11 protein-coding genes are annotated in these 11,253 nt (G+C 64.7%); 8 read left to right on the top strand and 3 right to left on the bottom strand.

Annotation, left to right across the window (positions count from 1 at the left end):
* Positions 1–99: 99 nt before the first annotated feature.
* The gene (yczR, locus tag ABIB56_RS01445) at positions 100–1,518 is read right to left on the bottom strand and encodes a MocR-like transcription factor YczR (RefSeq protein ID WP_354567020.1); all 1,419 of its coding nucleotides are present in this window, start codon (positions 1,516–1,518) and stop codon (positions 100–102) included.
* Positions 1,519–1,597: 79 nt separating this feature from the next.
* Here yczR and yczE point away from each other — a divergent pair, with 79 nt between their 5' ends.
* Both yczE and ABIB56_RS01435 read left to right on the top strand, forming a co-directional pair.
* Positions 1,598–2,260 (top strand): membrane protein YczE, encoded by a 663-nt coding sequence (gene yczE / locus ABIB56_RS01440; RefSeq protein WP_502917533.1) that lies wholly within the window; start codon positions 1,598–1,600, stop codon positions 2,258–2,260.
* Positions 2,257–2,403, top strand: coding sequence for a hypothetical protein (locus tag ABIB56_RS01435; protein WP_354567017.1), 147 nt, complete (start codon positions 2,257–2,259; stop codon positions 2,401–2,403). The genes yczE and ABIB56_RS01435 overlap by 4 nt, the downstream gene beginning before the upstream one ends.
* A gap of 2 nt (positions 2,404–2,405) precedes the next feature.
* Here ABIB56_RS01435 and ABIB56_RS01430 read toward each other — a convergent pair whose 3' ends face one another.
* Positions 2,406–2,642 carry a MerR family transcriptional regulator gene (locus ABIB56_RS01430; protein WP_354567015.1) on the bottom strand — a complete coding sequence of 79 codons (237 nt, stop codon included), beginning with the start codon at positions 2,640–2,642 and terminating at the stop codon, positions 2,406–2,408.
* Between the two features lie 393 nt (positions 2,643–3,035).
* On the opposite strand from ABIB56_RS01430, the gene ABIB56_RS01425 reads away from it, so the two are divergent.
* The 5 genes from ABIB56_RS01425 to arfA all read left to right on the top strand — a co-directional run bounded on the left by ABIB56_RS01425 (position 3,036) and on the right by arfA (position 9,620).
* Positions 3,036–3,836 (top strand): DUF4097 family beta strand repeat-containing protein, encoded by an 801-nt coding sequence (locus tag ABIB56_RS01425; RefSeq protein WP_354567013.1) that lies wholly within the window; start codon positions 3,036–3,038, stop codon positions 3,834–3,836.
* Positions 3,833–4,450, top strand: coding sequence for a PadR family transcriptional regulator (locus ABIB56_RS01420; RefSeq protein WP_354567012.1), 618 nt, complete (start codon positions 3,833–3,835; stop codon positions 4,448–4,450). The genes ABIB56_RS01425 and ABIB56_RS01420 overlap by 4 nt, the downstream gene beginning before the upstream one ends.
* Positions 4,451–4,570: 120 nt before the next feature.
* The gene (locus tag ABIB56_RS01415; RefSeq protein ID WP_354567010.1) at positions 4,571–6,649 is read left to right on the top strand and encodes an APC family permease; all 2,079 of its coding nucleotides are present in this window, start codon (positions 4,571–4,573) and stop codon (positions 6,647–6,649) included.
* A gap of 290 nt (positions 6,650–6,939) precedes the next feature.
* Complete coding sequence (locus tag ABIB56_RS01410) at positions 6,940–7,944, top strand: LacI family DNA-binding transcriptional regulator (protein ID WP_354567009.1); 1,005 nt, start codon at positions 6,940–6,942, stop codon at positions 7,942–7,944.
* A 134-nt stretch (positions 7,945–8,078) separates the two neighbouring features.
* Complete coding sequence (arfA, locus tag ABIB56_RS01405) at positions 8,079–9,620, top strand: arabinosylfuranosidase ArfA (RefSeq protein WP_354567008.1); 1,542 nt, start codon at positions 8,079–8,081, stop codon at positions 9,618–9,620.
* Positions 9,621–9,658: 38 nt separating this feature from the next.
* Here arfA and ABIB56_RS01400 read toward each other — a convergent pair whose 3' ends face one another.
* A complete protein-coding gene (locus ABIB56_RS01400) occupies positions 9,659–10,741 on the bottom strand; it encodes an NAD(P)-binding domain-containing protein (RefSeq protein WP_354567007.1) in 1,083 nt (360 codons plus the stop codon).
* A gap of 156 nt (positions 10,742–10,897) precedes the next feature.
* Between ABIB56_RS01400 and ABIB56_RS01395 the strand changes: the two genes are divergently transcribed.
* Complete coding sequence (locus ABIB56_RS01395; RefSeq protein WP_354567005.1) at positions 10,898–11,137, top strand: DUF3073 domain-containing protein; 240 nt, start codon at positions 10,898–10,900, stop codon at positions 11,135–11,137.
* Positions 11,138–11,253: the final 116 nt, after the last annotated feature.

Below are 11,253 nucleotides of genomic sequence, written 5' to 3'. Positions count from 1 at the left end.
GCGGCAATGAGAATTGCGCACCACGTAGTGCCCCTGTCGAAAAGTATCTCAGGGACGGCTGGGAGCGTGCGTACTCTGACGGGAGTATTAATCGACGGTTTAGACGACCTCGGCCAGGAAGTTCTGGTCGAGCAGCGGACCCCGCGAAAGTGAAGCCCAGGCTGCGGAGAGGGCCGTGACCGCGCGATCGGTCTCATCCTGCGAGTATCCGAACGGGATCCGCAGGAATCTCTCGAAGGCACCGTCGATACCGAAGCGCGGACCGGCTGCGAGCAGTAGGCCCTCGTTGCGGGCGGCGAGAGTGAGTTGCGAACTGACCGGCGCACCGATGTTGACCCATGCCGTAAGACCCCCGGCAACATGGGGAACACACCAGTCGGGAAAAGCCCCGGCGAGGGCCTTCGTGAGGTAGTCGCGGCCCTCCCTCAGCTGCATCCTGCGAGTCTCGAGGATCGAGTCGTACTGGTCGAACAGGTTCTTCACGAGCAGCTGTTCGAGAGCCGGAGTGCCGAGGTCGCCGGCACTGCGCGCCCTGGTGAGCCGTTGGATCAGCTGCCGCTCCGCGCGAATCCACCCGATGCGCACGCCACCCCACACCGTCTTGCCGACCGATCCGATGAGCACCGCCGGTCCGTAGGCCGCGAGGGGAAGCGGTGCCTCTCCCTCGTCGATCGCGAGCTCGGCCATCGTCTCGTCGGCGATGATGGTGGTTCCCTGCGCACGGGCGAGCGCCAGCATCCGCTGTTTGAGATCTGGCGACATCGAGCGACCCGTTGGATTGTGGAAATCCGGCATGAGGTAGCCCATCGCCGGGCTGGTGCGCTGGATGGCCTGCTCGAGTCCTGCCTCGTCCCAACCGTCATCCGTCGTCACACTCACCGGCACCAAACGTGCACCGGTGAGTCGCAGCGCTTCGTAGGCGTGGGGGTAGCTCGGCGACTCCACGAGTGCGCTGTCGCTTCGCGCGAGAAGAGTTCTGGCCAGCAGCGCGATGGCGTGCTGGGCGCCGATCGTCACCATCACCTGCTCCGGCTCGGTCGGTAGGCCACGAGCCGTGTAGCGGTCCGCGATGGCGGCTCGCAGCGCCGGGAGGCCGATCGGATCGAATCCGGAGTCGCCGAGGTAGGCAGGCAATTCGAGTGCCGCACGCTGTGCTGCCTCACCGATCGCCGGGATGGCCGGCATCACCGCCTTGCTGAAGTCGAGGTATCCGGCGTGCACATTGTCGATCGAGACCGGGGCACGGGCGGGCAGGCGTGCAACACTGCCGGAGCCGCGGATGCTGTCGAGGTATCCGGATTCCCGCAACTCCCCGTAACCGGCGGTCACCGTCGTGCGGCTCACCCCGAGTTGGGCGGCGAGGTCGCGTTCGGCTGGGATGCGGGTGCCGAGTGGAATGCGACCGTCGAGGATGAGCAGGCGGATTCGATCGGCGAGCGCGGTGTATGCCGGGGCCGAAGTGGACTCTCGCCAGCCCCGCAGCAAAGAGGCCAATAGTCGAGCCGAGAGGGATACCATCGGGCCACTATACCCAAATTGGCATCTTGTGATAAGACCAATTAGGCAATTGGATGTGACTATGACCGCTCCGCTCGTGATGACCCGCCGCATCGCCCAACTCCTCGTCGGGCTGTTCCTCTACGGCATCGCAATCGCGATGATGGTGCAGGCACAGGTCGGCGTCTCGCCGTGGGACGTGCTCTCCCAGGGAGTCGCCAGGCTCACCGGCATCCAGTTCGGCTGGGTCACGAACATCATCGGTCTCGCGGTGCTGCTGCTCTGGATCCCCCTCCGGCAGCGACCGGGAGTCGGCACCCTTCTCAACGTTCTGCTCGTCGGCCCAAGCGCGCAGCTCGGCCTGACGATCCTGCCGCAGCCCGATCAGCTGTGGGCGCGGATACTGCTCTTCGCCGGCGGCCTCGCGTTACTCGCCATCGCCACCGGCCTCTACATCGGTGCGCGTTTCGGACCGGGCCCGCGCGACGGACTGATGACCGGCATCCACCGTCGCTGGGGATGGCGCATCTGGATCGTCCGTACCTCCATCGAAGTGGTGGTGCTCGGCATCGGCTGGCTGCTCGGCGGCAACGTCGGTTTCGGCACGCTGGCATTCGCCCTGCTCGTCGGACCGATGGTCAACCTGACGATGCCGTTCCTCCGCGTGCCGGAACTGCCGCCGCGCAACAGGGTTGTCGAAGGCGATGCCGAGACGTCGGCGGATGCCGCCAGCACTCCCCTGGAGATCGGCGAGTCATCATGATCCTGGCTGCAATCGCCTGGGGCGCGCTCGCAATCGCGGCCGTCACCGCAGCCCGGATGGTGGATCCGGCGGCCAACGCCCAGGCGATCGACCGCGCAGATCAGAACGGGTCTGCAGCCTCGAACTGGTTCGCTTCGTACTAGAACTAGCGGAGATTGCGCTCGGCGTAGGCCTTCATTGCATCTCGCACAAAGCTCGCTCCTTCGACGCCGCCGTAGTTGGCGCCGAAGCGGTCATCCGCGACATACATCTCGCCGAGACCGACGAACTGCTGGGCATTCGGGTGCTTGCCAGGCCAGCTGGTGCTGATCCAGTCGTAGTGACGCCGCGTGCGCGACGTCGTTCCCGACAGTCGGGCGATCTCCTGAATCGGCCAGTCCATCGTTGCTCCTCTCGTGATGCCACGCTAAAGGTTGACGCTACGTCAATGTCAAGCTCGGCGAGATAATCGCTGACTCCCAGCTCCCGAACCCCGACTCCCGACTCCCGACTCCCGACTCCCGAACCAGTTGGCGCGGGGTTTTGTTATCCGCGCGCAGGTTGTAGCCGCCGCGCGGATAACAAAACGCCGCGCACACGCGGACGGTGAGCGCGAACGTGGGTGACCCGCGCCGTACGACAGGGCACGGGGGCACGGGGCACGGGGGCACGGAGCACGGAGCACCGGCGAGCGAACCCGACACTTGCGCAAACCTGACTCGCGATATATCTTGAGTTTACGCAAACGCGATATATCTCGAATGGATGCCCGGCATCCCCGGTGAAAGGTACGAACATGGCACAGGAAAAGTGGCTGGTCGACGGCGAGAAGGTCATCGACATCGAAATGATCCGCAAACTCAAGGTGAGCTTGATCGCCGGACAGGTGAACATCGTCGGTCATGACGAGCCGGGCGCTCGCGTGGAGGTGCACTCCGTGCGGGGCAAGGCGCTCAAGATCTCGATCGACGGCGACACCCTCGAAATCGATCACCCGCAGCTCAACTGGGACAACTTCATCGACGTCTTCCGGTCGTTCCGCGGCAGTGCGAGCGCCGACGTCAGCATCATGGTGCCGCGAGACGTCGAACTGAAGTTCGGAGTCGTCAGCGCCGCCGCGCTGATCAGCGGACTGACCGAGGATGCCCGCATCAGCACTGTGAGCGGCGACGTGGTCATCGACAACCACTACGGTGACCTCGAGTTGAACGCCGTCAGCGGCGAGCTCGCCGTGCGCGACCACTACGGGAAGATCGCGGCCCACACCGTGAGCGGAGAGGTGACCGCGAACGGCGAGATCATGAAGTTCACCAGCGATGGCGTCTCAGGCAACGTCTTTCTCGACATCGTCGGAACACCGGACGAGGTGCGCGTCAACACCGTGAGCGGCGATGTCACCGCCCGCCTTGAGCCCGGCATCCCGGCACAGTACAAGATCAACACCGTGAGCGGGCGTTTGCAGCTCGATGACTCCGAGATCAGGGGTGTGCGCGGTTCGTACATCGGCAAGTACGGGACCCTCGACAAGACCTGGCTGGAATTCAGGGCCAACACGGTGAGCGGCAACGTCTCCGTGCTCCACGCGGTGAGCGCATGACGCCGCCGGTCTTCGCTCATGGCCATCTGCGGCTGTACCTGCTCAGCATCCTGGCCTCCCAGCCCATGCACGGCTACGAACTGATGCAGGCGCTCGGCGAGCGGTTCGGCGGCACCTATGTTCCGAGCGCGGGAACCATCTATCCCCGATTGGCCAAGCTCGAGGAGGAGGGCCTCGTCACCAAGTCGACCGACGGGCGCAAGACCGTCTATGCGATCACGGATGCCGGACGCACAGAACTCGAAAACCGCCAGGGTGAGCTCGACGGCATCGAAAGCGATGTCACGGACTCTGTACGCCGCCTGGCGGACGAGGTGCGGACATCCGTGAACGACGCCATGAAGACGCTGCGCGCGGACCTGGCTTCCGCAGCTCGCGAGGCTCGCTCCGAGGCGCACGAGGCCGGGCGCACCGTGAAGATGGAACCGCAGCGACAGCAGGGAGGTATGCAGTTGCGCGAGGCCGAGATGGTGCTCAACGAGTTCCGTCACCAGGTGCGCGCGGATCTTCGCGGGCTCGCGGCCGGCGGCAAGCTACCGGAGAACACGGTGTCGCTGCTCACCAGCCAGCTCGCCGCGGTGCGCAAGTCACTGCGCGAGAACGGCGCGAAATAGCCTGACTGCTGACGGCATCCTTACCGACCCGATCGGATCTGACCGGGAATACTGGGGTGCGTTCAAGCGTTTGTTGACGGATTGTTGACAGCGCTCGCCGCAGGTGTAGGCTCGCCCCTCGTGACTAACGAAGTTCGGTCACCTAAACGGTGGCTGATCGGCGAACCGTTGGCCTCCGAGAAGCTCGAAGGCCAACTCCTCCCGAAGCATTTGGCGTTGCCCATTTTTGCGAGCGACGCCCTGTCTTCTGTGGCCTACGCGCCACAGGAACTCCTCCTCATTCTCACCCTCGGCGGGCTGGCCTTTCTCAGCTTCGCCCCATGGGTCGCTGCGGCCGTCGTGCTGCTGCTCATCGTGGTCGTCACGTCCTACCGACAGTTGATCAAGGCCTACCCCTCGGGAGGCGGAGATTACGAGGTGGCGCACCGGAACCTGGGCGAGAAGGCCGGACTCGTGGTGGCATCCGCGCTCCTGGTCGACTACATCCTCACGGTGACGGTGTCGGTGGCCAGCGGGGTGGACAACATCATCTCCGCCTTCCCGGTGCTGAACACCTGGCGGGTGGAGATCGCCGTGGGCTTCGTGATCATCCTGGCGGCCGTGAACCTCCGCGGTGTCGCCGAGTCGAGCAAGGCCTTCGCCCTGCCCACCTACCTCTTCATCGCCAGCGTCGGCGTCATGATCATCACCGGGCTCGTCCGCACCGCGATGGGCGATTCGCCGGTGGCGGCATCCGCGTCCTTCACCGTCAAAGATCCCGCGAGCCTCACCCAGATCGCCTTCATACTCCTTCTGCTGCGCGCATTCGCGAGCGGATGTAGCGCCCTCACCGGCGTCGAGGCCGTCGCCAACGGCGTTCAGGCCTTCCGCCGCCCGAAGATCAAGAACGCCCAGGGCACCCTGGTGCTCATGGGGAGCATCGCCATCGTGCTCTTCATCGGCATCATGGCTCTCGCGCTCATCAGCCGGGTGCACTACGCAGAGATCGCCTGTGACCTGCAGGGCTTCAAGAACTGCACGACGGCTCCGCAGACCAGTGTGATCTCGCAGATCGCGGCCGCGGTGTTCCCCGGCGGCGGCTACTTCATGTTTTATGTGATCCAGGGGGCGACAGCACTCGTGCTGCTGCTGGCGGCCAATACCGCCTTCAACGGCTTCCCGCTTCTGGGATCGGTTCTTGCCAGGGACTCCTACGCGCCGAAATCCCTGCAGACCCGCGGCGACCGTCTCGTCTACTCGAACGGCGTGCTCGTTCTGAGCGCTGCGGCCATCATTTTGCTGGTGGTCTATCGCGCCGACCTGACCCAGCTCATCCAGCTCTACATCATCGGGGTATTCGTCTCCTTCACCCTCGGCCAGAGCGGCATGGTGGTGCACTGGACCAGGATGCTGCGCAACGGATGCGCGAACCGCGGCCAGGTCCATCGCAGCCGCGCGATCAACGCGACCGGTGCGCTCTTCACCGGGATCGTGCTCGTGGTCGTCACCGTCACCAAGTTCACCCACGGCGCATGGCTGGTCTTCGCGATCATGCCGGTTCTCTTCTACCTGATGCTGCGAGTCAACCGCTACTACGACCAAGTGGGTCGCGACCTGGAGGTCGACGCCACTACGACCTTCGGTGCCACCGGAGACCACGCCGTCGTGCTGGTCGGCAAGATGCAGAAGCCGACGCTGAAAGCCCTGGACTACGCCATCGCGGCCCGCCACGAGAGCATCGAAGCCGTTCACATCAACATCGACGACAGGGCGTCGGAGGAGCTCTCCAAGCAGTGGGACCGGATGAACATCAAAGTTCCGCTGCGTATCGTGCCATCGCCGTATCGCGACATCAGTATGCCGCTCATCAAGTACATCAAAGCCCACCGCGCGGAACACGGCGCAGAGGTCGTGACCGTCTACACGCCGCTGTACATCGTGGGCCACTGGTGGGAGAACCTGCTGCACAACCACAAGGCCCGCCGCATCCGCCAGAAGCTCGCGCTCTGCCACGGCGTCACCATCGCGCTGGTGCCATGGCTGCTCGACTCCTCGAAGGCGCTCTACGGCCGGCCCTATCGTCCGCTTCCTGGCCAGGACCGGCGCGGCGAACCGCGGCGGCCGATCATGCGCAAGCCGTTACCGCCGGCCGCACCGGTCACCGTCAAGAACGGGGCCGCGAAGAAGCCTGCGCCGAAGAAGACGCCCGTCGGCAAGTAGGTCGCTAGCGGACGCCGGTCACCGTCAGCGGTCTGCGCCTCGGCGGCGCGGATGTCGCGATCACTGTGCACGCGGACGGCGAGGTCACCGCAGCATCCGGTGCCTCCATTGAGGTTGGCTAGCCGCCGTCCTGAGTCCGTTCACCAGGACGCAGCCGCCGCGCCGCGGCAAGCCGTCCTGTTGACGAGCCAACCCCGACCGAATCACCTGTCGAACGGTCCGGTCCGACGACCGCTGAGCGAGCTCAACCGGGTTTCGTTCGATAATGGGGGCTGAGGTAAGGGGACATCGTGCGCGCAACGGTCAAGGATGTGGCAGCGCGTGCCGGCGTGTCGCCGAAGACAGTCTCGAACGTGATCAACGGCGTGGTCTTCGTTCGGCCGGACACGCTCGAGCGGGTGCAGCAGGCGATCCGCGACCTGGACTACGTACCGAATCTCAGCGCTCGTGGCCTGAGGAACGGGCGATCCGGGGTGATCGCTCTGTCGCTGCCCGACCTTGGCACCACATATTCCGCGGAGATGGTCCACGCCTTCGTTGAGGTGGCGCACGAGCGCGGCTGGTCGATCCAGATCGAGGAGACGGCGGCCGACCCCACCCGTGAGATGGAGTTGGTCACGCGAGCCCGCGCACACCTCATCGACGGACTCATCCTGAATCCTCTGACCCTCGCCGACAGCGCCGTGCAGAATGCTGTCTCTCTACCTCCCGTCGTGCTGATCGGCGAGGTCGAGCAGACCGTGGCCGACCAGGTCTGGATCGACAGCATCGTCGCTGCCGGAGACATGACCAGGCACCTGATCGACAGTGGCTACCGACGGATCGCGGCGGTCGGCACCCCGGGGAGCATTTACACGTCGACCGCCAGCCAGCGAATGATGGGCTATCGCAATGCGCTCGCTACCGCCGGCATCCCGCATGACCCTTCACTGGAGATCTCCTGCCGGGGCTGGAGTGCCAAGGATGCCGCCGAAGCCGTCGGTGCGCGGATCGATGCGGGCGACGTGGCCGACGCCTACTTTTGCTTCACCGATTCGATGGCACTCGGAGCCATCGGGGCGCTCTGGGAGCGCGGCATCCGTGTGCCGGAGAACGTGGGCGTGGCGGGTTTCGACGACCTCGCGGAGGCACGCTACACCGGTCCGTCACTCACCACGGTGAGCTTCGACAAGTCGCTCTACGTCGGGAAAGTGTTCGATCTGCTCACCACTCGGATGACAGATCGGCATCGCGAGCCGACCCGCACCACCATTCCACACGCTGTGCTAGTCAGGGCGAGCACGCAGCGCTTCTGAACCTCGAATTCGAGTTCGGTCAGGAATGCTTGCATCGCCATTCTAACGATGTAATGATGTTTCGGAAGGGCCGTTACCACCTGAGCGGACATCCGTTCGCGACCCATCACCCTCAACAGAAGGACAGCACCGCCATGCCACGTGCACACATCACCGTCGACCGCGAGTTCACGATCGGGGAGGTGCCGACACGACTCTTCGGTTCGTTCGTCGAACACATGGGGCGGTGCGTCTACACCGGTATCTACGAACCGGGGCATCCCACCGCGACCCCGGAGGGCTACCGCCAGGACGTACTCGACCTCACAAAGGAACTCGGCGCCACAGTGGTGCGCTACCCGGGCGGAAACTTCGTCTCCGGCTACAACTGGGAGGACGGCGTCGGGCCGGTCGACGAGCGCCCCCGTCGGCTCGATGGGGCATGGCACACGCTGGAGAGCAACGCCTTCGGCCTACACGAGTTCGTCGGCTGGTCCCACCAGGCCGGCGTCGAGGTGATGGAGGCGGTGAACCTCGGGACCCGGGGCGTGGATGCTGCGCGCTCCCTCGTCGAGTACGCCAACCACCCCGGGGGAACCTACCTCAGCGACCTGCGCAAGCAGAACGGCGACGCCGATCCTTTCGACATCAAGCTGTGGTGCCTCGGCAACGAGATGGACGGACCGTGGCAGATCGGCCACAAGACCGCTGACGAGTACGGCAGGCTCGCGCAGGAGGCGGCGAAGGCCATGCGCTTCGTCGACCCGAACATCGAGCTGGTCGCGTGCGGAAGTTCGAGTTCCGCCATGCCGACCTTCGGTGCCTGGGAGCAGACAGTGCTCACCCACGCCTACGACGAGGTGGACTACGTCTCGCTGCACGCCTACTACCAGGAGTCCAATGACGCGGGGAGCTTCCTCGCCAGCGCCGTCGACATGGACTACTTCATCGAATCGGTGATCTCGACAGCCGACGCCGTGCGGGCGAAAGGCAGGCACAAGAAGCACATCAACCTCTCCTTCGACGAGTGGAACGTCTGGTACAACGGCGGACGCGAGGGCGACGACCAGCCGGAAGCCATCACCGCATCCGGCGTCTGGCGCGAGCACCCGCGGGTGATCGAGGATGAGTACAACGTGACGGATGCCGTGGTGGTCGGTACGCTGCTCAATTCCCTGCTGCGCCACGGCGACCGGGTGAAGATTGCCAACCAGGCCCAGCTCGTGAATGTGATCGCCCCGATCCGCAGCGAGGAGAACGGACCGGCCTGGCGCCAGTCGATCTTCTGGCCGTTCGCTCGGATGGCCGAGCTCGCCCGCGGCCAGATCCTGCGCACCTCGGTGAACTCCGACAGGTATGAGAGCAAGCAGTTCGGTGACATCGATGTCGTGGATGTCAGCGCCACCTGGGATGAGGAGACCGGGCGCACGTCGTTCTTCATCGCCAACCGAGGGCTCGACGACTCCGCCGAAGTCGAGGTCTCTCTCCGCGGCTTCTCCGCGTCACGGATCATCCGCGCAGAGGTGCTGCAGGTACCGGATGGCGCGGACCGCTTCGCCTCGAACAAACTCGCACAGCATGACCAGGTCGGCCTGCGCACCCTCGATGGCGCGACCGCCGACGGCAACACCCTCAGGGTGACGCTGCCCGCACTCTCCTGGGCCGTGATCCAGCTGGAGGAAGTGCGCGGCAGCTGAGGTTCTGGGCCGCGCCGAACCGGCGCGGCCCTCGTGCGCTAGAGGTTCGAGAGCATGGCGACGACCTGGCGCGCGATCTGGCGCCCGGCCCGATTGGCGCCGATAGTGCTCGCCTGCGGCCCATAGCCGGCGAAGAATATGCGCGGATCCTTCCAGGAGGAGCCGGCGCCGACAGTGACGCCGCCCTCCTTCTCACGGAGCTTGAGCGGGGCCAGATGACGCAGTTCCGGGCGGAAACCGGTAGACCAGATGATGGCATCCGCTCGCTGGAATGTGCCGTCGTCCCAGCGCACGCCGTCGGCCTCGATGGAACTGAACATCGGCCTGGCGACCAGTACGCCGCGCTCGATGCCGGCCTGGATGCGCCGGGTGCGCGGCAGGCCCGTGCCGCTGACAATGCTCGGCAGGGCTCGTCCCGCGCGTGCGGCCTCGTCCTGTTTGGCGACGGCGGAAGCACCCGCCTCGAGGTTGAGTTCGCCCTCGTCGAGGAACTCGATTGGGCGCCTGCTGACCCAGGTGAGTTCTGAGGCGCTCCCTTCCAGTTCGAGCAGGAAACCGGTGGCCGAGGTGCCACCGCCCACCACGATCACGCTCTGCCCCTCGAATTCCTCCGCGGCGATGTAGTCAGGGGTACGGAGGTGACGGCCGCGGAAGTCGTTCATGCCGGGATACCACGGCATGAACGGCGAACCCCAGGTTCCGGTGGCATTGACCACGGCATCCGTGATGATCTCGCTGTCGTCGTAGGCGACGACCAGTTCCGCGCCACGGTTGAAGACCTTCTTCACTTCGACCGGGCGCCTGACCTGCAGGGCGTAGTGCTTCTCGTACCGCTCGTAGTAGTCGGCGACGACGTCTTTCGCGGGGAGAGTGCGGTCAGCGTCCTCGAAGCTCACGCCGAGTTCGTCCATGCCGGGAAGGTCGTTGATCCGGTGGGCGGATCCGATTCGCAGGGCCTCCCACCGGGACTGCCATGCACCCCCGGTGCCAGGCCCCCTGTCGAACACCACGAACTCCCGGCCAGGCTCCAGACCGAGTCGTTTGAGGTAGAAGGAGACGGAGAGTCCCGCCTGTCCGGCGCCGATGACCACCACTGAGGTCTGCGCGGGTGGGGATGTCACGCGTCAACGTTAGTCGTCGTAGCCGTAACCGTTAACAGCACGCAGGGCAGGCACTGTGTGCATGCTAAAGTTGCCTTTAGTTTTCTGCAGTTCCTTGTTGGTTAAACCCCAGGCACTTATCGCGCGTCTGGGCAGGAATCGTGAGGGGGTCAAGCCATGGGGCGCGGCCGTCAAAAAGCAAAGCACACCAAGGTCGCCCGTGAGCTGAAGTATTTCAGCCCGGACACCAACTACAACGCGCTCGAACGCGAACTCACGCATCCGGGCACGGGGGCTCCCGTCGACCCGAAGCTCGAGGAAGACCTCGAGAAATGGCCCGAATTCAACTCGGCAGACAAGTACGAAGACGACTACTCAGAAGATGAGTACGAGCCTGGCCAGAACAAGACGGCCTAGTACTACAGTCGTGTTTATTTCATTGTCTTCGGCGTGTTTTGGACGATTTTTGGCGTTCCCGTGTTAATCCTTGCGGGTGGGCGATGATGTTTGTGTGGCAGAGGTACAAGAGTGGG

The organism is Glaciihabitans sp. UYNi722, assembly GCF_040549465.1.
In the GTDB taxonomy this organism is placed as follows: Bacteria; Actinomycetota; Actinomycetes; order Actinomycetales; family Microbacteriaceae; genus Lacisediminihabitans.
This window is presented reverse-complemented; position numbering and strand designations above follow the sequence as displayed.

What these genes read in the sequence shown, in the direction of transcription:
- ABIB56_RS01425 (WP_354567013.1), top strand. Translation starts at nt 3,036, where the DNA reads ATGGCACAGGAAAAGTGGCTGGTCGACGGCGAGAAGGTCATCGACATC.
- arfA (WP_354567008.1), top strand. Translation starts at nt 8,079, where the DNA reads ATGCCACGTGCACACATCACCGTCGACCGCGAGTTCACGATCGGGGAG.
- yczR (WP_354567020.1), bottom strand. Translation starts at nt 1,518, where the DNA reads ATGGTATCCCTCTCGGCTCGACTATTGGCCTCTTTGCTGCGGGGCTGG.
- ABIB56_RS01420 (WP_354567012.1), top strand. Translation starts at nt 3,833, where the DNA reads ATGACGCCGCCGGTCTTCGCTCATGGCCATCTGCGGCTGTACCTGCTC.
- yczE (WP_502917533.1), top strand. Translation starts at nt 1,598, where the DNA reads ATGACCCGCCGCATCGCCCAACTCCTCGTCGGGCTGTTCCTCTACGGC.
- ABIB56_RS01435 (WP_354567017.1), top strand. Translation starts at nt 2,257, where the DNA reads ATGATCCTGGCTGCAATCGCCTGGGGCGCGCTCGCAATCGCGGCCGTC.
- ABIB56_RS01430 (WP_354567015.1), bottom strand. Translation starts at nt 2,642, where the DNA reads ATGGACTGGCCGATTCAGGAGATCGCCCGACTGTCGGGAACGACGTCG.
- ABIB56_RS01395 (WP_354567005.1), top strand. Translation starts at nt 10,898, where the DNA reads ATGGGGCGCGGCCGTCAAAAAGCAAAGCACACCAAGGTCGCCCGTGAG.